At 60.6% G+C, this 20,583-nt stretch carries 19 protein-coding genes and 2 pseudogenes; 13 read left to right on the top strand and 8 right to left on the bottom strand.

The genetic code is table 11. The features are described from left to right. Positions 1–81: 81 nt before the first annotated feature. The 3 genes and pseudogenes from FHT93_RS10280 to FHT93_RS10270 all read left to right on the top strand — a co-directional run. A pseudogene (locus FHT93_RS10280) lies at positions 82–1,008 on the top strand (NAD(P)-dependent oxidoreductase); the annotation flags it as partial. Beyond that, complete coding sequence (locus FHT93_RS10275) at positions 1,005–2,789, top strand: IlvD/Edd family dehydratase (protein WP_113014922.1); 1,785 nt, start codon at positions 1,005–1,007, stop codon at positions 2,787–2,789. The pseudogene FHT93_RS10280 and the gene FHT93_RS10275, both read left to right, overlap by 4 nt. Before the next feature lie 132 nt (positions 2,790–2,921). Further along, positions 2,922–4,732: pseudogene (locus FHT93_RS10270) on the top strand (EAL domain-containing protein). Between the two features lie 131 nt (positions 4,733–4,863). Here FHT93_RS10270 and FHT93_RS10265 read toward each other — a convergent pair. After that, positions 4,864–5,064: a KTSC domain-containing protein gene (locus tag FHT93_RS10265; RefSeq protein ID WP_051942244.1), complete on the bottom strand. Its 201-nt coding sequence runs from the start codon at positions 5,062–5,064 to the stop codon at positions 4,864–4,866. Positions 5,065–5,332: 268 nt separating this feature from the next. Between FHT93_RS10265 and FHT93_RS10260 the strand changes: the two genes are divergently transcribed. Beyond that, positions 5,333–5,866, top strand: a complete 534-nt coding sequence (locus tag FHT93_RS10260; RefSeq protein ID WP_162733329.1) for a hypothetical protein — start codon at positions 5,333–5,335, stop codon at positions 5,864–5,866. On the opposite strand, the gene FHT93_RS10255 is transcribed toward FHT93_RS10260, so the two are convergent. Next, positions 5,867–6,706, bottom strand: coding sequence for a DUF6030 family protein (locus FHT93_RS10255; protein WP_183847340.1), 840 nt, complete (start codon positions 6,704–6,706; stop codon positions 5,867–5,869). Between the two features lie 128 nt (positions 6,707–6,834). Next, the gene (locus FHT93_RS10250) at positions 6,835–7,044 is read right to left on the bottom strand and encodes a KTSC domain-containing protein (protein WP_007815154.1); all 210 of its coding nucleotides are present in this window, start codon (positions 7,042–7,044) and stop codon (positions 6,835–6,837) included. Positions 7,045–7,306: 262 nt separating this feature from the next. Here FHT93_RS10250 and FHT93_RS10245 point away from each other — a divergent pair, with 262 nt between their 5' ends. Together FHT93_RS10245 and FHT93_RS10240 are read left to right on the top strand one after the other, a co-directional pair. After that, a complete protein-coding gene (locus FHT93_RS10245) occupies positions 7,307–7,645 on the top strand; it encodes a hypothetical protein (RefSeq protein WP_183847338.1) in 339 nt (112 codons plus the stop codon). Between the two features lie 268 nt (positions 7,646–7,913). Further along, positions 7,914–8,762: a GNAT family N-acetyltransferase gene (locus FHT93_RS10240; protein ID WP_183847337.1), complete on the top strand. Its 849-nt coding sequence runs from the start codon at positions 7,914–7,916 to the stop codon at positions 8,760–8,762. Here FHT93_RS10240 and FHT93_RS10235 read toward each other — a convergent pair. Beyond that, a complete protein-coding gene (locus FHT93_RS10235) occupies positions 8,759–9,676 on the bottom strand; it encodes a DMT family transporter (protein WP_183847335.1) in 918 nt (305 codons plus the stop codon). The two genes, FHT93_RS10240 and FHT93_RS10235, sit on opposite strands and share 4 nt — an antisense overlap. Before the next feature lie 188 nt (positions 9,677–9,864). Here FHT93_RS10235 and FHT93_RS10230 point away from each other — a divergent pair, with 188 nt between their 5' ends. Continuing rightward, positions 9,865–11,163: an adenylosuccinate synthase gene (locus FHT93_RS10230; RefSeq protein WP_112543974.1), complete on the top strand. Its 1,299-nt coding sequence runs from the start codon at positions 9,865–9,867 to the stop codon at positions 11,161–11,163. A gap of 60 nt (positions 11,164–11,223) precedes the next feature. Continuing rightward, complete coding sequence (locus FHT93_RS10225; RefSeq protein ID WP_183847332.1) at positions 11,224–13,605, top strand: hypothetical protein; 2,382 nt, start codon at positions 11,224–11,226, stop codon at positions 13,603–13,605. Between the two features lie 87 nt (positions 13,606–13,692). Here FHT93_RS10225 and rpoH read toward each other — a convergent pair whose 3' ends face one another. Continuing rightward, entirely contained in the window at positions 13,693–14,601 is a 909-nt protein-coding gene (gene rpoH, locus FHT93_RS10220; RefSeq protein ID WP_037104500.1) for an RNA polymerase sigma factor RpoH, read from the bottom strand. A gap of 270 nt (positions 14,602–14,871) precedes the next feature. Here rpoH and FHT93_RS10215 point away from each other — a divergent pair, with 270 nt between their 5' ends. After that, entirely contained in the window at positions 14,872–15,033 is a 162-nt protein-coding gene (locus tag FHT93_RS10215; RefSeq protein WP_183847330.1) for an entericidin, read from the top strand. A gap of 13 nt (positions 15,034–15,046) precedes the next feature. Here FHT93_RS10215 and FHT93_RS10210 read toward each other — a convergent pair whose 3' ends face one another. Further along, positions 15,047–16,072 (bottom strand): RluA family pseudouridine synthase, encoded by a 1,026-nt coding sequence (locus FHT93_RS10210; RefSeq protein ID WP_112543976.1) that lies wholly within the window; start codon positions 16,070–16,072, stop codon positions 15,047–15,049. A gap of 42 nt (positions 16,073–16,114) precedes the next feature. Here FHT93_RS10210 and FHT93_RS10205 point away from each other — a divergent pair, with 42 nt between their 5' ends. Further along, positions 16,115–16,507: a hypothetical protein gene (locus tag FHT93_RS10205; RefSeq protein ID WP_183847328.1), complete on the top strand. Its 393-nt coding sequence runs from the start codon at positions 16,115–16,117 to the stop codon at positions 16,505–16,507. Positions 16,508–16,514: 7 nt separating this feature from the next. After that, a complete protein-coding gene (locus tag FHT93_RS10200) occupies positions 16,515–17,339 on the top strand; it encodes an RNA methyltransferase (protein ID WP_183847326.1) in 825 nt (274 codons plus the stop codon). A 6-nt stretch (positions 17,340–17,345) separates the two neighbouring features. On the opposite strand, the gene FHT93_RS10195 is transcribed toward FHT93_RS10200, so the two are convergent. Together FHT93_RS10195 and FHT93_RS10190 are read right to left on the bottom strand one after the other, a co-directional pair. Next, positions 17,346–18,506 (bottom strand): hypothetical protein, encoded by a 1,161-nt coding sequence (locus FHT93_RS10195; RefSeq protein ID WP_183847325.1) that lies wholly within the window; start codon positions 18,504–18,506, stop codon positions 17,346–17,348. 123 nt (positions 18,507–18,629) lie between these two features. Continuing rightward, positions 18,630–19,220: an EipA family protein gene (locus FHT93_RS10190; protein WP_183847323.1), complete on the bottom strand. Its 591-nt coding sequence runs from the start codon at positions 19,218–19,220 to the stop codon at positions 18,630–18,632. 178 nt (positions 19,221–19,398) lie between these two features. Between FHT93_RS10190 and FHT93_RS10185 the strand changes: the two genes are divergently transcribed. Beyond that, positions 19,399–20,049, top strand: a complete 651-nt coding sequence (locus FHT93_RS10185; protein WP_183847321.1) for a histidine phosphotransferase family protein — start codon at positions 19,399–19,401, stop codon at positions 20,047–20,049. Between the two features lie 113 nt (positions 20,050–20,162). Continuing rightward, positions 20,163–20,525, top strand: coding sequence for a response regulator (locus FHT93_RS10180; RefSeq protein ID WP_112543981.1), 363 nt, complete (start codon positions 20,163–20,165; stop codon positions 20,523–20,525). Positions 20,526–20,583 lie beyond the last annotated feature (58 nt).

Below are 20,583 nucleotides of genomic sequence, written 5' to 3'. Positions count from 1 at the left end.
TTGAGGGATGCGACAAAAATGCGTTACGTTCATCAAAACGGTTGCATGCTGAGGTGAGGGGGGTATCAAGGGCAGGCAACAGTTCGGGAAGGCTGGGTGACACACGCATCGGAAGACAGTGGAAAGCGGAAGATCGCTTTCCTCGGTACGGGGCTTATGGGTGCGCCGATGGTACGGCGGCTGCTTGGCGCCGGTTTTTCCGTCACCGTCTGGAACCGTGATCGTACCAAGGCCGAGGCGCTCTCCGGCGACGGCGCCGTGATCGCGGCCACCCCCTCGCAGGCTGCTGCTACAGCCAACATCGTCATCTGCATGTTGACCAACGCCCAGGTCGTCGGACAGGTGTTGTTCGACATGGGCGCCGTCGATGTTATGCGACCGGGCGCCGTTATCATCGACATGAGTTCCATCGCCCCGTCATTTGCACGCGAGCATGCCGGGAAGCTGGCCGAACGCGGAATCGGCCATATCGACGCCCCGGTCTCCGGCGGCGTGGTCGGCGCTGCGGCCGGAACACTTGCCATCATGGCGGGAGGGGATGCGTCCGTCATCGCCGAACTCACCGATATCTTCGCGCCGATGGGCCGCGTCACCCATGTCGGGCCAGCTGGCGCCGGGCAGCTTGCCAAGCTCGCCAATCAGCAGATCGTGGCCGTGACCATCGGTGCCGTTGCGGAGGCGATGATGCTGATCGAGGCGGGCGGAGGTTCGCCGGCCGCCTTCCGGGACGCCGTGCGCGGAGGCTTTGCAGACAGCCGCATTCTGGACATCCACGGCAAACGCATGATTGAGCGGCAGTTCGCACCAGGAGGCTCTTCGGCCAACCAGTTGAAGGACCTCGATGCCGTCATGGCGACGGCAAAGGCGTTGTCTCTGACATTGCCGTTGACGGAAGCGGTTCACGCCGAGTTCACCGAATTTGTTGCCAAAGGCAACGGCGAGATGGATCACAGCGCCTTGCTGCTCCATCTCGAAGACAGGAATGCCTCACAGGGAGGAAAGAAATGACAGACAGAAAGACCGAAAAGCGCCGCCTGCGTTCACAGGACTGGTTCGATAATCCCGATCATATCGACATGACGGCGCTCTATCTGGAGCGCTTCATGAATTACGGGGTGACGCCGGAAGAGCTGCGGTCCGGCAAGCCGATCATCGGCATTGCCCAGAGCGGCAGCGATCTGACACCGTGCAATCGCGTCCATATCGAGCTCGCAAAGCGCGTGCGCGATGGCATCCGCGATGCAGGCGGCATTCCGATCGAATTTCCGACGCACCCGATCTTCGAGAATTGCAAGCGGCCGACGGCAGCACTTGATCGCAATCTCGCCTATCTTGGCCTTGTCGAAATTCTTTACGGCTATCCGCTCGACGGCGTCGTGCTGACGACAGGCTGTGACAAGACCACGCCTTCTGCGATCATGGCGGCTTCGACAGTCGATATTCCGGCGATCGTTCTCTCGGGCGGACCTATGCTCGACGGCTGGCACGAAGGAAAACTCGCAGGCTCGGGCATGGCCATCTGGCAGTCGCGCCGGAAGCTCGCAGCAGGCGAGATCGACGAAGAGGAATTCCTGCAGACGGCGCTCGATTCGGCCCCCTCCGTCGGGCATTGCAACACGATGGGCACGGCCTCGACCATGAATGCGCTGGCCGAGGCGCTTGGCCTGTCGCTGACAGGCTGCGGCAATATTCCGGCTGCCTATCGCGAGCGCGGCCAGATGGCATATCGCACCGGCCGCCGCGCCGTCGAGATCGTGTTCGAAGATCTGAAGCCGTCGGATATCCTGACACGTGAAGCCTTCCTCAACGCCATCAAGACCAATTCGGCGATCGGCGGCTCGACAAACGCCCAGCCGCATCTTGCCGCCATGGCAAAGCATGCAGGTGTGGAGCTGTATCCCGAGGATTGGCAGGTGCATGGTTTCGACATTCCGCTATTGGCGAATGTGCAGCCTGCAGGCGCCTATCTAGGCGAGAAATTCCACCGTGCCGGCGGCACGCCTGCCGTCATGTGGGAATTGCTGCAGGCCGGCAAGCTCGACGGTGACTGTCGCACGGTCACCGGCAAGACCATGGCGGACAACCTGAAGGGCCGTGAATCGCGCGATCGCGATGTCATCAAGTCCTACGACGAGCCTCTGAAGGAGCGTGCGGGCTTCCTCGTACTCAAGGGCAATCTCTTCGATTTCGCCATCATGAAGATGAGCGTCGTGTCAGAGGATTTCCGCAAGCGTTACCTGCAGGAGCCCGGCCGCGAAGGCGTGTTCGAAGGCAAGGCGGTCGTCTTCGACGGTTCTGAGGACTATCACAAGCGCATCAACGATCCGGAACTCGGCATCGACGAGAACACGATCCTCGCCATCCGCGGCGCCGGTCCACTCGGCTGGCCGGGTTCTGCCGAGGTGGTCAATATGCAGCCGCCGGATCATATCCTCAAACGCGGCATCAAGAGCTTGCCGACGATCGGCGACGGGCGCCAGTCCGGCACTTCGGACAGCCCTTCAATCCTCAATGCCTCGCCGGAGAGTGCGGCGGGCGGCGGGCTTGCATGGCTAAGGACCGGCGACATCATTCGCATCGATTTCAATCAGGGGCGTTGCGATATGCTGGTCGACGAGGCTGAAATCGAGCGGCGCAAGGGCGATGGAATTCCGCCGGTGCCGGCCGATGCAACGCCATGGCAGCGCATTTACCGCAATACGGTGACGCAACTTTCTGATGGTGCGGTCATCGAAGGGGCGGCTGACTTCCGGCAGATTGCCAAGAATCCACCGCGGCACAATCACTGATTGAGCGGGGGTTCCGGGCAAAACAATATTGGTCGAAAAGAAGGCAGTCGTAACGAACAGTTCACCTAGTAACTAGTTCGGTACTTACGAAAAGGCTTCATTAATGGGGGCTTGGGACTATATTATAAGTTTGTGCAGGCTTCGAAGGCTGAAACCAATTGCCCGAGAATAAACCAACGCGATCAGAGCGAGAGTTCCAGGATCTTCTTCGGCGACTGGAGCTGGCGCTTGATGCTTCGCAAATTGGTGTGTGGGAACACAGCATCAATAAGGATGCTATTCTCTGGGATGCACAGATGCATCGTCTCTACGGCACCGGTCAGACAGATCGAGAAGCGCCGACCCTTATCTGGGCGAACGCCATACATCCTGACGACAGGGAACGGGCCGAGCGGGATTTCGAAAAAGCGATTGCTACTCGCGGTGCCTACAATTCTCAGTTTCGTATCATTCTGCCGAGTGGCGAGATCAGGCACATCAGATCGCGTGCACATTTCTACGTCGATGAGGAAGGCATGCCATCCTTCATCGGTGCCGAATGGGACGTAACGGCCGACGTTCTGCTCAATGCCGAACTCGGCAAGCAGAAGATGGTGGCCGAGGCGCGAGCGCTGGCGCTCGAGGAAAGCAATGCGCGCATCGAGCACGTCGCCGATCATGACTACCTGACGGGCATGCCGAACCGACGCCTGCTGGACAAGCGACTTGCCGAATTGCCCGGGGACAAGAGCATATCCACGCTTGCCGTCCTGCATCTCGATCTCGACCAGTTCAAACAGATCAATGACAGCCACGGCCACACGGCGGGTGACGCAGTGTTGCGATCGGCATCGCTCAGAATTGCTGCCGCCATTCCCGCCAACGGCATGGCTGCGCGCGTCGGTGGAGACGAATTCGTTATTGTCCTGATGAATTTCGCCGGGCTGGAGGAGCTCACGGCGATAGTCGAGGATGTGCAGCAGCGGTTGCGGAAGAAAATTCGCTTCGGGAAGGAAATGCTGCAGTCCGGTGCATCGATCGGCGTGTCCTGGAGCAGCGACAGGCGGGCGCGCAACCTGCTTGCAGAGTCCGATCTGGCGCTCTACCAGGCAAAAAAGCTCGGCCGCAATCGCATCGAATTCTTCAGCCGGCAGCTTCAGGACGACCTGCGCGGCAAGCGACGCCTTGCTGAGGGGCTTGCCCAAGCCCTGGAAAAGGGAGAGGTCATTCCTTACTACCAGGTTCAGCTCGATGCGCGCACCCGCGAGATCACCGGGCTGGAAGCGCTGGCGCGCTGGGACCATCCGGAAAAGGGCGTGCTTGCGCCGGGCGTCTTCCTGCGCATTGCGGATGAATACGGGCTTTCGGCTGATATCGATGCCGCGGTCCTGCAGCGCGCGCTTGAAGATCGCGCCGCCTGGCAGGCCATGGGCTACCATGTGCCGCACATCGCGGTGAACATCTCACCCGGACGTCTTGCCGATCCTGCCCTGCTGGAGAAGCTGCGCGGGCTGGCCATTCCGCCCGGCGCCATTGTCTTCGAACTGGTGGAGACGATCTTCCTCGACGATTGCGATGAGAAATTCCTCGCCAATATCGACCTCATCAAGGAGATGGGCATCGATATCGAGATCGATGACTTCGGCTCCGGCCATGCCTCGCTCATCGGTCTCGTGCGGCTGAAGCCGAAGCGGCTGAAGATCGACCGCCAGCTCGTGACCGATGTGGTGGAATCGGCTGAGCAGAGGCGGGTGATCGGATCGATCGTCGAGATCGCCAAGGCTCTCGATGTGGAAGTGATTGCCGAAGGTGTGGAGACTGAGGCCCATGCCGTAACGCTGTCATGGCTCGGCTGCGACAGTTTGCAGGGTTTTGCGCTCGGCTACCCTTCCAGCGCCGCCGATACGGGGCGCCTTCTCGCGTCAACCGGCCACGACGGCAAATCGCGAAGCGTGGCCCGCTGAAATCGGGCTCTGAAACTCAGTCGATGAATGCAAGATAAGGCCGATTTCGGTTTGAACGGTCCGGTTGGCGGGCTCTTCAGTTTGCTTCCGGGGACGCCGACACGGCACGCCTTGGGTGCGTGCCGTATTTTTCAGGTGGTGCGGAAGCGGCCCCGGATCTGGCTCATGTAGAAGTCGCCAGGAGAAGCTGCTGCTGTCAGTCCGACGACGATGCCTTCGGGGACATCTTCGTAATGGCGGCGTTGGCCGTTGGTCAGGTAGAGCGTGAGGTGTCGAGTCTCGCGCTTGTAATCGATTGCCTCAATGAGTTTGGACTGCAGTCTAGTTTCCATGCGGTACTCCCCGATGTATTTCGCGCGAGAGAGGTGGCTGCTGGATCCGACGAGCGGTTCAAGACAGCGTCAAAGCTAATCTCTGGTCGATTCAAGTCAAGGATCGAAAGAGCTGAGCCGCACCTATTTTGAGTTAAATGCGTCTGAAGTTTGACGCGCCAAATTAGGGCGCGATCGCTATGAAAATGAAGCACGCCCCACAACGGAACAATCATCCGCCAACGCGCGTTCAAAAACGTTCCATCCAGCTTCAACCATGGTGATTTCGTTGCGGGTGATTGCAGAGCTGCTCATTCTTTTCGGCCGTGTCTGCGGTGTGCTCGCGGCCGTTGTCGGCGCAATGGCTTTCTCCTCCCATCTGGTTGCTTCTCCTGTCGATGCGACGCCGCGGATGGATGCGGAAAGTGGAGCGATCTGGACTTCCGTGCCGGTTCATATCGACCCGAGCCATCAGCCCTATGAACGCGAGCCCGATCGCTATCCATTCAAGTTTTCTGCCGGTCCGTCCCTGAAGGTCATCGACAATGCAACCTTCTCCTTGAAGGGCGATACTTTCGTCATTGCCGGCGTCACGCGGGTCGCTCCGCGGGCGCTATGTGCAGATCTGCAGGGTCGGCGCCTTGCCTGCGGCCAGAACGCGGCAGGCCTGCTGCGGACTGCCTTGCGCCGCAGCTTCATCGAATGCAGCCGCAAGGCGCTGGCGCCGAAACTGTTCATGGTGAGTTGCCGACGGGACGGCCAGGATCTCGCCGGTCTGCTCAATGGCACGCCCCGGTCGCACTTCGTTGCCAGCGTAAGGTAATTACGCGCGTCGCCAGAAAATGAGTTCCGGCACCTGCCATGAGGGATCGGGCGCGGGCAGCCAGGTCTTGGGGGAGAAGTAATCCTTCGTGCGGCGCTGTTGGGGGGAGGTCTCCTGAAGCAGGAGCGTGAAGTTGAAGGCGCCTGGCCGCGAAAATTCCTGGGTGAAGTTGATGAGCGCGCCGAAGCCTTCCTCCTTCACATCCTTAAGATTGCGGATCGCCGCCAGCGTATCATGAAAATCGAGCCAGGCCGGCTGCGTCAGCATGGTCTCAAAGATGCGCATCGTTCCCGCATCGAGCTGCCCGTCGCTGTTGGTCGCCGGGCCGACCAGTTTCACGCGCATGCTCGATATCGCGCCATTGCCGTTGCCCCGAACGACAAGAAAAAGCGAGCTGACGATGTGATCCTTATCTTTCTTGAAAATCTGTTCGTGGGAGCATTCGAACGTGTCGGAATTGAAGGCTGTTTCCTTCCATTCGCTGGTTTCGATACCGGCCGAGCGCAGCGCTTCGCACATGGCCGGGCCGGAAATCCGCCAGGTGCGCAGGAAAACACTCGCAAGTGCCGGCTGTGGCAGATCGAACATGCGCGGTGCGATCTTGATGCTGACCGGTTCGGTACGGCGGAAGACCTTGGGTGGCGGGGGAGGCGGAGGTGGCGCGGGCGGGAAAAGCTCTATGCCGAAATAGTGGGCCAGCGATTTCAGGTGCCGCATGTCGTTCGACAGCAGCACCGTTGCGCCAACAATGGAAAGGGATAGAACAATCAGCAGCCACATGACGGCGCGGCCCTTTTTCGGCTGCGGCGCCAGTTTCATGTTCTGATCGGACGATGGCATCGTCAGTTCGCGAGACCTCGGACAATGGAAGTCATCATTTATAAGGCTCGCGCTGATGTGGCAATCGATCTCGACCGGAGCGTGACACAATCGATTTAAGGCCGCTCCGGTGGAGCGATCGAAGCCTGTCAGGCTGCGATACGGCGATACCGCGTTCTGATCCGGTCAATATAATACTGGCCCGGCGAAGGCGCCTTCACCATGGTGCTCACATCGGCGGCCGGCACGCCTTCGAAGAGACGCTCTTCGCCGTTGCGGAAGCAGATGCGCAGTCGCCCGTCTTCCTGGCTGAAATAGACGTTCTGGATAATCCTGGATTTGACTGGAACTTCGTGCATCGTTTTTGCCCCTGTTTCGTTTTGAGGCACCTTAAAAGTAAGGATGCGAAGATACCGTCAAGGCGTATGGTAAAGATTGTTTCCTGCCCGAACAGGCGCAGTCTAAAAAGTCGCGTTTCAATAAAATTGTACGGATCTGCTTAAAAAGCCTGCAAATACTGGCATGTAGAGTGACCCTCATGAAAGCGGCCGGGCATGGACAGATGCGACCGGCGCTGCGGCCAGGCAGAAATTGCCGGCCGGCTGGAAACGGGGACTTGAGATGAGCAGACTTCTTCTTGCCGCAACGCTCGCAATCACGATATCGGCTGCAGGCCAGCCGGCTTTCGCCTTTGGCCCGGGCGGTTTCGGCCGTGATCTGATGTACACTTCAGCCATCGGCCACCTGCCGGAGGAGCCGTTGACGACGAGTGCCGGTTTCGTCCGCCCGAACATGCCTTTTGCCCTCAGCGCGCCGGCACAGGTCGAAGGCGAGGGCTATCAGCTCAAGGCCTATTCACAGCAGTTGACCATCGTCGTCGGCTTCGTTTTCGACAGCGTTCTCAACCACGCTGCCCAGACCATCGGCACTGCTGAAGCGCTGGGTCCGTTTCTGCGCTAAGGCCTGAAAGCCGGATCCTGGCGTCATTTGGTCTGCACCCGCCGGAAGGATCCTGCGGGTGCAGTAATTTTCTTGAGATTGCAATTACATTGTTTCATGGTAAGGCGAGATCGAAGTTCTTTTGCATTGCATTTCAAAACGACGACACGCATCGTTCAAGCCGTGAACGTGAGTTCATCATGACCGGTCTGAGCGCAGGGACAATCGACTTGACGGTTGCTTGGCGCATGACGGAATGGACTTGCGGGTTTCAATCTGGGAAGGTTGCATGAATTCGGAATTTGCCGTTCGTTCCATGCGGCCCGGCGAACTGGAGCTTGCGCTGGAATGGGCACGTCAGGAGGGCTGGAATCCCGGCCTCGACGATGCGATCGCATTCCACGAGGCTGATCCCTCCGGATTTTTCGTGGGCGCCATCGGTGAGGTGCCGGTCGGCTCCATCTCGGTCGTCAAATATGGCGACAATTTCGCCTTCCTCGGTCTCTACATCGTGCATCCCGATTTCCGCGGCCGGGGCTTCGGCAAGGCGATCTGGAACGCCGGCATCGCTTCGGCCGAAGACCGTACGATTGGCCTCGATGGCGTTGCGGCCCAGCAGGCAGCCTATCGCAAGGCCGGTTTCGAGGTCGCCTACAACACGATTCGTTATGGCGGCGTCCCGACATCGGTGCCGGATTCGTCACTCGTCGCGCAGCCGGTACCGGACGCACGGCTCGAAGGCCTGCTGCGCTACGACAGCGGCATTTTCCCGCAGCCCCGTGCGGCTTTCCTTGCCGCCTGGTGCACGGCGCGAAAGGGGCGCGCCTCGGTCGTCGTGCGCAAGAGCGGCAAGATCCGCGGTTACGGCACGATCCGCCGCTGTTACGAGGGCTACAAGATCGGTCCGCTTTTTGCCAATGATACGGATAGCGCCGCCGCCCTTCTGGCAGGCCTCATTCCCCAGGCACATGGTGCGTCGATCTATATCGATATCCCCGCCGTCAATTCCGAGGCGATTGCGCTAGCCGAAAGCGTGGGGCTCGAACCCGTCATGGAAACCGCGCGCATGTATCGCGGCCCGGCGCCGGGAATCCAGCTGAAGAATGTCTATGGTGTGACGACGCTAGAGCTCGGTTAGTCGACAGGCGAAGCCGGTACGGTGGGCGCGGCCGTTTTCGGGCGGCCCTTTTCGGCGATGGCGATGCCGCCGAGCGTCAGTACCAGCGCAATCATGTGGAAAAGCTGCAGCGTTTCGCCGAGCAGGGCGACGGAGAGCAGCGTGCCGAAAACCGGGACCAGATTGATGAACAGGCCGGCGCGATTGGCGCCTATTTCCTCGACACCCCTGATATAAAGTATCTGCGCGAGCAGCGAGGCGAAGATTGCAGTGTAGACGGCGATCGCCCAGCCCTCACCATCTGGCCACTGGACGGTGCCGCGTGAAGTCTCCCACAAAAGGAGAGGCAATGCGGTCAGCGCCGCGCCGAGAGCCGGGACCGCCATCAGTGTGCGCCAGTCAACGACAGGCTTCCATCTCAGGAAAATCGTATAGACGGCATAGGCGGCGACGGCGATCAGCATCAAGCCATCGCCGCGGTTCAGACTAAGCTGCAGCAGAGTTTCGAGATCGCCATGCGCTGCCGTCAGCGCCACGCCGATAAGCGTCATGCCGAAGCCGACGACCTGTGCCAGCGAAACGCCGGTGCGGAAAAAGACGAAATTCAACAGGAAGATCAGCATCGGAATGCCGGCCTGCTCGATCGCAACGTTGATTGCCGTCGTGTACTGCACGGCCGAATAGAGCATGGCATTGAAGGTCGTGTAGCCGATCACGCCGTAGAAGAAGAGGAGAGGCAGGTTCTTGCGCACCACCGGCCAGTCCTTCCGCAACTGCGGCAGTGAAATGGCGCCGATCAGCACGACAGCCAGGAACCAGCGCAGGAAGGTCAGCATCATCGGGCTGACGTGGCCGAGCGCCAGCTTGCCCGCGACCGCATTGCCGCCCCAGCAGAGAGTTGCAATGACGAGGCAGATATAGGCTGTTGCTTGCAAGGGTGCTCTTTCCGTCTTTGTCGTCGCTGGCGGGCCTTTGTGAGCGGGCTTAGCCTGCCGGCGGCTGATTTGTCACGTAAAAAGCCGAATCTGCGGTGATAACAGGGTCGCTTTCCCAAAAACAAAGCTTTATAGATGCGCGGGTTTGAGCAGGTGTGCGGTTCTCCGCCGATAACAGGAAGAGTTTGATGACGAACGTGGTCGTGGTCGGTTCGCAGTGGGGTGACGAAGGCAAGGGCAAGATTGTCGATTGGCTTTCGGAACGTGCTGACATCGTTGTGCGCTATCAGGGCGGACATAATGCCGGACATACGCTCGTGATCGACGGCACGAGCTACAAGCTCTCGCTGCTGCCCTCCGGCGTCGTGCGCCCCGGCAAGATGGCCGTCATTGGCAATGGTGTCGTCGTCGATCCGCATGCGCTGATCGCCGAGATCGGCCGGCTGGAAGCGCAGGGGGTGAAGGTCACGCCCGAGAACCTGCGCATCGCCGACAATGCCACCCTCATCCTTTCCTTGCACCGCGAGCTTGATGCCTATCGCGAAGATGCCGCCTCCAACAGCGGTACCAAGATCGGCACGACCCGCCGCGGCATCGGCCCGGCCTATGAAGACAAGGTCGGCCGCCGCGCTATCCGCGTCATGGATCTTGCGGACCTCGAAGCCCTGCCTGGCAAGGTCGACCGCATTCTGACGCACCACAACGCACTTCGCCGCGGTCTCGGCGTTGCCGAGGTCAGCCATCAGACGATCATGGACGAACTGACCTCGATCGCCGACCGCGTGCTGCCTTTCCGGGATACGGTCTGGTTGTTCCTCGACAGAGAGCGCCGCAAGGGCGCTCGTATCCTCTTCGAAGGGGCGCAGGGCAGCCTGCTCGATATCGATCACGGCACCTATCCCTTCGTGACATCGTCCAACACGGTGGCCGGTCAGGCCGCTGCCGGTTCGGGCATGGGTCCGGGTTCGCTCGGCTACATCCTCGGCATCACCAAGGCCTATACGACGCGCGTCGGCGAAGGTCCGTTCCCGACCGAACTGACGGACGAGATCGGTCAGTTCCTCGGCGAGAAGGGCCATGAATTCGGCACGGTGACGGGCCGCAAGCGCCGTTGCGGCTGGTTCGACGCTGCACTCGTGCGCCAGTCGGTCGCCACCAACGGCATCAGCGGCATCGCACTCACCAAGCTCGACGTGCTCGATGGCCTTGATGAACTGAAGATTTGCGTCGGCTACATGCTCGACGGCGAACAGATCGACCATCTTCCGGCAAGCCAGGCGGCTCAGGCTCGTGTCGAGCCAATCTACGTCACGCTGGAAGGCTGGAAGGAATCGACGGTCGGCGCTCGCAGCTGGGCGGATCTGCCGGCGCAGGCGATCAAGTATGTTCGCCAGGTCGAAGAGCTGATCGGAGCGCCGGTCGCACTCCTTTCCACCAGCCCCGAGCGTGACGACACCATACTTGTGACCGATCCGTTTGAGGATTAATGTCGCGGGTCACTTAAGGCGACCGTTCGGGAGTATGCCGGACTTCTTGAGAAAGTACTGATGGCGGATTTTATTGCAGTTATTCGGCGGGCGGTCGACGGCCTGTCTGAAAATACCCCCGAGATGCGGGTGAAGGTCTACGAGCGTGCGCGCGGCGCGGTGCAGCGGCAGCTCGAGAACATGAAGCCGCGTCCGCCGGAAGCCATGCTGCAGCGCCAGCTTGAAAAGCTCGAGGCCGCAATCCGCGAAGTCGAGGGTGAACATTCAGAAGCGGGGCCGATCGACGAACCGATTGCAGCCGCTCTGGAACCCGAAATCCACGAAGAGCCTGCGGCAGAGCATGAGCCTGTCGCAGAGGCGGCTCCCGTTGCCGAGACACCTGTCTACGAGAGCGATGAGCAGCAGGGCGTAGAAGATACCGTCAGCGAGCAGCCTGCCGAGCCGGAAGAGGTCGCTCAGGCGGCCGCTCCTTCCGAGGAGGTGGTGCCCGAGCATGCTGAATGGCATCCGCCTCATGAGGAAGAAGCGCCTGCAGAAGAATGGCGTGCCCCGGAGCAGGCAGAGATTCATGCCGAGCCCGAGAGCCGTCATGAGCCGGCGGAGGAATATTATCCAGCGGAAGGCCGGCCTGAAGAGGTTGCTGCCGAGCCGGTGGCCGAAACCACCCATGAGGTGGAAGAGGAGCTGCAGCGCGAGGACGATCAACAGCCGGCTCCGCGTGGCCTAGATCGTGCGTCCAATCGGCTCGTTGAGCCGATGGCCGATTTCGAGCCGCAATCGCAGGCGCAAACCAGCGACTTCATCGAGCACGCGCGCGAAGAACCTGTTGCGGTGGATGCAGCAGCACATTTCGATCGCATGTGGTCCGAGCCGGCTGCCGACACGCCCGCGCCTTTGCCGCAGGAGGCCGAGACCGAATGGGCGCGCGAAGAGCTCCATTCCTATGCCGAGACCACGCCTGCCGTTCCCGCCGATGCTTCGGCACGCGCTTTTGATGAAATCTCGACGCTCGGAAATGGCGGTTCGCCGGCCGTCATGCCGGCAGCCAAGGAAAACTTCTCCTGGGAAGCTGCCGCTTTCGACGACTTGCCGCCGATCGAGGCAGGCACGGACAAGAAGACACCAGCTTCCGCGCATTTCGACGACGTCGATATCTTTGCGGAAGTGCATGCCGGCAATGGTTCCGCTTCTGCAGCTCCCGCACCGGCCGCGACGCCGAGCGAAGACTGGCGCGAGGCGCGTGCGCTGCGTGGTTACGACCGCCGCAATGCTGCCGCCGATGACGATGACAGCAATCCGCCGATGGATCTGGACCAGATCGTCGCTTCCAAGCTGCAGGGCAAGAGCTTCCGCATGGAGCCCAAGCGCCGCCGCTTCGGCATCGGCACGATCCTGGCCATCCTTGTGACGCTGGGCATCCTTGGCGGCGGCGCCTATGCCGGCTGGATGAACCGCCAGGCGGTGATGGAAATGGTCGATGGTCTCGTCAGCTCCGCACCGTCACAGGCGGCGCGTGATGATACGGCAACGCCGGCGACGACACCTCCGGCGCAGCAAAACAGCGCGCCGGCCACGACCCAGTCGCCAGATCACAGTGCTACAACACCGCCGGCGCGACCCAACCAGGAGGTTGCCTCGCTGGACGGTTCGGCTGCCAATAGCAAGTTCACCCAGCGGCTGCTCGCCGATGGTACCGAAGTCGACAACGGTCCGGCAGCAGTACCGGGAACGCCGACGGCGGAAGGCAAGTCGGTTGCCGAGCAGAACGTCGCCGCAGCCGATACCAGCTCGCCGAGCGTCCAGTCCGATGCTGCGCCTGCGGAAAACCTGACGCCGAATGGTCCCGCAGCCGCACCTGCTGCGCAGAACACGCCGATCGGCGCTACGGAAAAGATGTTCCTCTATGAGGAGCGGATCGGTGAAAGTTCGCCGACGGCGATCCAGGGGTCGGTCGTCTGGACCGTGCAGCATGAAGCAGGACAGGATGGCCGCCAGGAAGCGACAGTGCAGGGCAACGTCACCGTGCCGGAGCGCAATCTTTCGGCGCTTGTGACCTTCAAGCGCAATTCCGACCCTTCGCTGCCCGCAAGCCATCTTGTCGAGATCGTCTTCTCCGTTCCCCCGAATTTCGAAGGCGGAAGCATCGACAGCGTTCAGCGCATCTCGATGAAGCGTACGGAGCAGGATCGGGGTGATCCATTGATCGCAGTGCCGGCCAAGATCACCGACGATTTCCACATGATCGCGCTGAATGACTATCCGGATGCGCGCAAGGCCAACCTGGACCTGCTTGCCACACGCGACTGGATCGACATTCCGATCACCTATCGCAACGGCCGCCGTGCGCTTTTGACCATGCAGAAGGGCGCCACAGGCGGAGATGCCTTCAACACGGCAATCAAGGAATGGACGGCGCTCGGAGACCTCTCGACAAGCCAGTAAGGCCAGTCGCCCCGAACTTCGGAAATCACGCAAAATAAAAGGCGGGCCGCAAGGACCCGCCTTTCTGATTTCGAATGACGAACCAGCTTATGCGGTGGCTTCGACCACACGCACTGCCTTGGCACGCTCCAGCGCTTCCTTGCGGACCGCATCCTGCACCTTTTCAAAGGCACGGACTTCGATCTGGCGGACGCGCTCGCGGCTGATGTCGAACTCGGCCGAAAGGTCTTCCAGCGTCACCGGATCTTCGGCGAGGCGGCGGGCCTCGAAGATGCGGCGTTCGCGGTCGTTCAGCACGCTCATGGCCTTCGACAGCATGCGGCGACGGGTATCGAGCTCATCCTGCTCGATCAGCACGTCCTCCTGGCTGTCGTGGTCGTCCACGAGCCAATCCTGCCACTGGCCGCTATCACCTTCGGAGGCCTTGATGGGAGCGTTCAGCGATGCGTCGCCAGAAAGGCGGCGGTTCATCGAAACGACCTCTTCCTCGGAGACGTTCAGCTTTGTCGCGATCTCGGTCACATGCTCCGGCTTCAGGTCGCCGTCATCGATGGCCTGGATACGGCCCTTCAGGCGGCGCAGGTTGAAGAACAGACGCTTCTGGTTCGCTGTCGTACCCATCTTCACCAGAGACCATGAGCGCAGGATATATTCCTGGATCGAGGCCTTGATCCACCACATTGCATAGGTGGCAAGACGGAAACCACGTTCCGGATCGAACTTCTTGACGGCCTGCATGAGGCCGACGTTACCTTCGGACACGACTTCACCGATCGGCAGGCCGTAGCCGCGATAGCCCATGGCGATCTTCGCAACAAGGCGAAGGTGGCTGGTGACGAGCCTGTGTGCTGCATCGCGATCGCCGTGTTCTGAGTAACGCTTGGCGAGCATGTACTCTTCCTGCGGCTCCAGCATCGGGAATTTACGGATTTCGTCGAGGTAACGATTGAGACCGGCTTCGCCGGCGGTAATGGACGGCAAGTTATTTCGGGCCATGATGCACCCTCCTTATATGGATTCCGGTTCCCGATGGAACGCGCCCTCGCGCTAAAGGCAAACCGGGACATGCGGCTCTCTCCAAGCCCGCAATAAGTCTATGTACAGATAAGTATGGCAAAACAGGGATTCAAGGTCGCCCCGGCGTTCACGAGGGCGTTATCCGGGCTCGGCCAGAGTGAGCCGGAGGCATTGATTTTATTGGCTGCTGCCGCATTTTTCCGGTGGCGTCGGCACTCTTGCGCCGGGCGCTTTCATGAGGGGAACCAGATGATCAGACCAGCCTTTGCCGCCATACTGCTGCTTTCGCTTTCCGCTGCTCTTATATCCTGCGGCAACACTGCAAGGGGACTTGCACAGGACGGGCGCGACACCAGCCACGCTCTCGATAATGCCACGCATCGGGTTCTGGGCGCCGGCTCCAAAAAGTAACGGCGATCATCTCTCATCCGCGTAGGGCGTCTGCGAGCTCCACCATGTCATCCGGCAGGGGTACTTCGAAATGCATCACCTTGCCGGTGCGCGGATGCTCGAATTGCAGCATGTAGGCATGCAGCGCCTGGCGGTCGAACGCCTTGACGATCCTGCGAGCCTCGTCGGGCAGAAGATTGGCCTTGGTCCTGAAGCCGGCGCCGTAGACGGCGTCGCCCAGCAGCGGATGGCCGATGTGTGCCATGTGGACGCGGATCTGGTGCGTGCGGCCGGTTTCCAGGTGGCATTCGACGAGGGAGGCAAGCGCGCTCGCATCCGGGCTTTCATGGAAGCGCTCGAGCACTTCGTAATGGGTGATCGCTTCGTCGGCGCTCTCGTTTTCGGGGCGCTTGACGGCGCGGCGGGTGCGATCGCCGGTGGCACGGCCGAGCGGCGCGTCGATCGTTCCCGAGAGCGAGCGCGGACGCCCCCAGACGATCGCCTGATAGGCGCGTTCCAGCGGCATGGTGCGGCCGTGATCGGCAAACTGCAGCGAGAGATGGCGATGTGCCATATCGTTCTTGGCGACGACCATGACGCCGGTCGTATCCTTGTCGAGGCGGTGAACGATGCCGGGGCGCCGCACGCCGCCGATGCCTGAGAGGGTGTCGCCGCAATGGTGGATCAGCGCGTTGACGAGCGTGCCTGTCCAGTTGCCGGGGCCGGGATGGACGACGAGGCCGGCCGGCTTGGAAATGACGATGACGTCTTCATCCTCATAGAGGATATCGAGCGGGATATTCTCGCCCTTTGGCGCCGGATCTTCGGGCTCCGGCAAGGTGATCTCGTAGCTGTCGCCGGCTCGCACCTTTCGTTGCGGATCGGTAACCGGTGCGCCCTTCAAAAGGACCTGGCCATCCTTGATCAGCGCCTTGATGCGGCTGCGGGAAAACTCCTCGCCGACCTGTGCTGTCAGCCAGGCGTCCAGGCGGCCTTCGGCGGTCTCGTCAGCGGTCAGGACTTTTCTATTGTCATCTGCTTGTTTAAAGGGGTCGCTCAAGACGCTTCTTCTCCGACGTATTTTTAGAACGGGACGCCATAGATGACGAAATTCGAGCCAGCTGACGATGAGCAGGAAGAAAAGCCCCTCGACCCGGCTATGGAAAATGTCCGGCGCAAGATGGTTCGCCTGCAGATCGTCTCGGGCGCCATCATGTTCGTGAGCCTTATGGCGGTCTTCGGTGCCGTTGTCTACAAGGTGACGCGCACGGAGCCATCCCAGGCCACAGCATCGACGAACTCTTCGGGCGTGCCTTCGGACGCGCCGGTGTCGGTAACGGCTTCGCTGCCGCTTGGCTTCAAGATCGAGCAGACGTCGCTTTCGGGCGGGCAGATCCTATTTTACGGCACTGATGTCAATGGCAAGCGCAAGGCGCTGGTCTTCGACATCAATGCGAGCCGCATCGTGGCCGACATCACGCTGTCGGGCAACTGAGGCCGGTATGGCCGCGATACCGCACACGATCGAAAGTCCCGAGGATCCGCGGATTGTGGAATTTCGCGATATTCGCGAACGCGACCTGACTGGCCGGCAGAACCGCTTCATCGCCGAAGGCACGGTCGTGCTGCGCATGCTTGCCGAAGCGCATGCGGCGGGCACGGGATTTTCGGCCGAGAAGATCCTGCTGCTGCGTAATCGGCTCGACGGAGTGTCCGAGATTCTCGAACGCTTTCCCGATGACGTGCCGGTCTATGTGGCGGATGGCGACGTTCTTGATGGTATCGTCGGCTTCAACATGCATCGCGGCGTGCTCGCCCTTGGCCGCCGGGAGCAGGCAGCGGAAAGTGTCCTTCTCGACGCGCTGCCTGAACGGGCGCTTGTCCTCGTCGGCTGCGGCATTTCCAACCACGACAATGCCGGCTCGATGTTTCGCAACGTCGCTGCCTTCAAAGCGGATGCGATCCTGTTTGATGAGACCTGCTGCGATCCGCTCTACCGCAAGGCGTTGCGCGTTTCGGTCGGCTCGGTCCTCAGCACGCCCTATCGCCGCGGCGGTAATGCGCTTGATCTTCTCTCAAGCCTCGCCGGGCGCGGCTTTGCAATCTGGACGCTATCGCCACGCGGCGAGACGGATATCCGGCAGATACCGGCGTCCGATCGCATGGCGCTCGTCGTCGGCACCGAGGGTGAGGGACTGCCGGAGGCCGTGCTTTCCCGTTTTCGCACTGCGCGCATTCCGCAATCTGAAGGGCTGGACAGTCTCAACGTGGCGACAGCGACCGGCATTGGTCTCTTTGCCATATCTTCGGCTATGGCTCGAATCTGACAGGGGTCAGCGCTGCGGATCGGCGATGATCGCAGCTGCGCGGTCAGCGAGATTCACGCGGTCGTTCGCTCCCTTCTTCTCTCCGCTGTCAGGCAGGAGGGAGAGGATCGGAGAGGACGGACCTTCGTTGAGCGCCGTAAGCGCCACCATGCTGGCGGCGATCGAGGTGATTTCCTCGCGAAGCGCACCATCACGACTGGTATTGTTTCTTGCCTTCTGCAGGTGCTCGGCCAGTGCCGCGCTGCGCCTGCGGACATTGTCGCTCATCTGCGCTGTGATAGATGTGAGATCGAGTTCCGAGGTTTCGGCTTCGCTGCTCGCTTCGGCGGGAAGATCGGCAACAGCGTTGGCAAGACCGGCATCGCGCAGCAGCTTGGTGATCTTGCGCAGCTCGGCATTGGCCGCCTTCAGCTGGTCCTTCAACTTGGCGATTTCCTGCTGCCGGCGGCCGAGCAGGGCTTCCTTGTCCGCGGCGGAGGCGGTTTCTCGGGCGGCCTTGTCCTCGAGGCGAATGACCATGTGCTGCTGCTGGCTGAGCTTCTGCTCGGCATCCTTGGCGCGCTTCTGCAGAACGGTCACGTCCTTGCGCATCGTGTCGCGTTCGTCGCGCATGGCATTGGCGCGAAACTTCAGGTTCTCGGCTTCAGTCTCGCGGGCGGCAAGGTCGATCTTCAGACTGTCGGCCTGTTCCGCAAGCTTGGAAAGCCGCGCACGCAGCGTCTCCAGCTCGCTATCCTTGTTGGAGCCTGCCTGTTCGGCAATATGCAGGCTCGTCTTCAGCTGGCTGATATAGTTTTCGTCCTTGCGAAGATGGGAGCGCTGCTCTGCGGCCTCCACCTGCATTTCGCCGATCTGCGCGCGTGCCTCGTTGACTTCGGAGGCCAGCCTGCCGGCATCGACGGCGAGCGCGTCATGGCGCAGCTGCAGGGAGAGCGACTTCTCGCGTTCGCGCTGCAGATCCTGCGCAGTACGGGCATTTTCAGCGGCGTAGAGCGCGCGCACCATGTCCTTCTGCGCCCGCACTTCCTGCGGGCTCAACGGCATCGTCGCCTTGAGGCGGTTCTCGGTGTACCAGACGATGCGGCGATGGACAGCAGGCGAGACCAGAAAGACGAGGAAGGCCGCGGTCAGGAAACCCAATCCGAACAAAAGAGCATATTCGATCACGGCGCGGCCATCGCTTCGAAGGTTGATACAGTCCGTTGATTAAGCACGCAGGGGGCACATCGGCAAGGCTGCGGGCGTCGGCAGGACCATATTCCCAGGAATATTAGCGCTGATCTGAGCTTTTCAGAAGGGGTTCCACGTCGGGTTCGCGGTGACCTTCAGGTAGCCGACATTGATGCCGAGACGGGCGCCGACACCGGTGCGGATCGGTACGACCAGAACATTGTTGTTCTTGAGAAGCGTCATGCCGAAGCCGGCGATGACATAGGCCGAGCCGCTGACGCCGCCGAAGCGGGCATAGATGGAATCGATGGACGGCAGGTCGTAGACCAGCATCATGACGCGCGAGCCCTGACCGCCGTAGTCAAGACCGAGGGACGGACCTTGCCAGTAGAGCGGGTGTTCGCCTGCATTCTTGGTGTTGAGCTGGCCTTCGCCGTAGGTCAGGCCGGCGATGAAGGCGCCGCCGCCTTCCTGGCCGAGAATATAGCCGTTCGGCAGGCCATATTTCTGGAAGGCGCTTTCAACGACCTTGGCAAGGCCGCCGCTGGTCTCGCCGAAGAAGGAATGACCGGCATCGACGATTTCCTGCACTGTATACTGGCCGTTGCTCTGCTGCGCTGCGGCCTGCCCTGTAATCATCATCGACGAGATCACGATTGCGGTCAGCAACTTGCAGAAGCCGATAAATCTTCCGAGAAATTGGAGGCGCATGATGTCATCCATTCGTCATTGTCAGGAGTATTAGCATTTGATGCATTTTGCGCCGATCGTCTTAACAATCGGTTTACCAAATATGGTGTCATTATGGCGGTGAGTACGGTCGCAAACTTCGCTCAATTTTGATCAGGCACACTACCGGGTGGAATGACACTGCCGCCCTCAGGAGACGATGATGTCCAAGAACCCCAATCTCACTCTGTCCGGTCCGGACCTGGCAGCACTTCTGTGCAGCCGCGTGTGCCATGACGTGATCTCACCAGTCGGCGCCATCAACAACGGCCTGGAGCTTCTGGACGAAGGCGGAGCAGATTCGGATGCGATGGATCTCATCCGCACCAGCGCAGTGAATGCCTCGGTCCGTCTCAAATTCGCACGCCTTGCCTTTGGTGCTTCCGGTTCCGTCGGCGCCTCGATCGATACCGGTGAGGCCGAACGTGCGGCCAAGGATTTCGCTGTGGCCGAAAAGAAGACCGAGGTGACCTGGAGCGGTCCGCGCGCGATCGTCGCCAAGAACAGGGTCAAACTCCTTCTGAACCTTTTCCTCGTCGCATATTCTTCCATACCGCGCGGCGGCAATCTGGATATCACTCTGGAAAATCCCGAATTCGATGCAAGCTTCAAGCTCGTCGCCAAGGGCAAGCTGATGCGCATGCCGCCGAAGTTCATCGAAATCGCTACCGGCACTGTCGAAGAAGCGATCGATGCGCATTCGATCCAGCCCTACTATACCGTGCTATTGGCTGAAGAATGCGGCATGGTTCTGGGTCACGAAGTCAGCGCCGAAGAGATCATCTTCACTGCCAAGATCGCTGCAGCGTAGTTTACCGATTGCTGATCGAAGCAACGGCGGTAACGATTCCTTAGCCTGATCAACCTATCCTTGAAGGTCAGGAAGGCCCTCGATGGAGACAGCGCGAGGGATAAGGAGCCGCCATGCAGAGATTCATGATCACCGACAGTTCGGACATTGTTCGCAAGGTCGGCAAGCGAATCCTTTCCGAACTCGATTTCCTGGTCAGCGAAGCGTCGAATGCCGAAGAGGCGCTGCAACGCTGCCAGGCCGAGCTTCCCGAATATCTGATCGTTGATTCAGGTATGGAGGGGGCGCTCGAGCTCATCGCCGCCATCCGCGCCCTGGACGGCGGCAAAGAGGTGAAGATCTACTATTGCGTCATCGAAGCCGACCTGAAGAAGCTGATGGCCGGCAAGCGGGCAGGGGCAACCGACTTCCTGCTGAAGCCATTCGACCGCAAGATCCTCACCGCCGTGTTCGGAAATCGCGCAATCGCCGCCTGAGCAGGTCGCGCAAATCGTTAACGCAAGCCGTCCTTCCGGGCGGCTTTTTCATTTCGGG

It is taken from the genome of Rhizobium sp. BK379 (assembly GCF_014193955.1).
Classification (GTDB): domain Bacteria; phylum Pseudomonadota; class Alphaproteobacteria; order Rhizobiales; family Rhizobiaceae; genus Rhizobium.
The sequence above is the reverse complement of the archived record's forward strand: the minus strand, read 5'-3'. Positions and strand labels throughout refer to the sequence as shown.

Excerpts from the sequence above, each read along its gene's own strand:
- FHT93_RS10240 (WP_183847337.1), top strand. The coding sequence starts at position 7,914 with ATGAATTCGGAATTTGCCGTTCGTTCCATGCGGCCCGGCGAACTGGAG.
- FHT93_RS10225 (WP_183847332.1), top strand. The coding sequence starts at position 11,224 with ATGGCGGATTTTATTGCAGTTATTCGGCGGGCGGTCGACGGCCTGTCT.
- FHT93_RS10190 (WP_183847323.1), bottom strand. The coding sequence starts at position 19,220 with ATGCGCCTCCAATTTCTCGGAAGATTTATCGGCTTCTGCAAGTTGCTG.
- FHT93_RS10255 (WP_183847340.1), bottom strand. The coding sequence starts at position 6,706 with ATGCCATCGTCCGATCAGAACATGAAACTGGCGCCGCAGCCGAAAAAG.
- FHT93_RS10180 (WP_112543981.1), top strand. The coding sequence starts at position 20,163 with ATGCAGAGATTCATGATCACCGACAGTTCGGACATTGTTCGCAAGGTC.
- FHT93_RS10200 (WP_183847326.1), top strand. The coding sequence starts at position 16,515 with ATGGCCGCGATACCGCACACGATCGAAAGTCCCGAGGATCCGCGGATT.
- FHT93_RS10250 (WP_007815154.1), bottom strand. The coding sequence starts at position 7,044 with ATGCACGAAGTTCCAGTCAAATCCAGGATTATCCAGAACGTCTATTTC.
- FHT93_RS10185 (WP_183847321.1), top strand. The coding sequence starts at position 19,399 with ATGATGTCCAAGAACCCCAATCTCACTCTGTCCGGTCCGGACCTGGCA.
- FHT93_RS10230 (WP_112543974.1), top strand. The coding sequence starts at position 9,865 with ATGACGAACGTGGTCGTGGTCGGTTCGCAGTGGGGTGACGAAGGCAAG.
- FHT93_RS10265 (WP_051942244.1), bottom strand. The coding sequence starts at position 5,064 with ATGGAAACTAGACTGCAGTCCAAACTCATTGAGGCAATCGATTACAAG.
- FHT93_RS10215 (WP_183847330.1), top strand. The coding sequence starts at position 14,872 with ATGATCAGACCAGCCTTTGCCGCCATACTGCTGCTTTCGCTTTCCGCT.
- FHT93_RS10205 (WP_183847328.1), top strand. The coding sequence starts at position 16,115 with ATGACGAAATTCGAGCCAGCTGACGATGAGCAGGAAGAAAAGCCCCTC.
- rpoH (WP_037104500.1), bottom strand. The coding sequence starts at position 14,601 with ATGGCCCGAAATAACTTGCCGTCCATTACCGCCGGCGAAGCCGGTCTC.
- FHT93_RS10275 (WP_113014922.1), top strand. The coding sequence starts at position 1,005 with ATGACAGACAGAAAGACCGAAAAGCGCCGCCTGCGTTCACAGGACTGG.
- FHT93_RS10245 (WP_183847338.1), top strand. The coding sequence starts at position 7,307 with ATGAGCAGACTTCTTCTTGCCGCAACGCTCGCAATCACGATATCGGCT.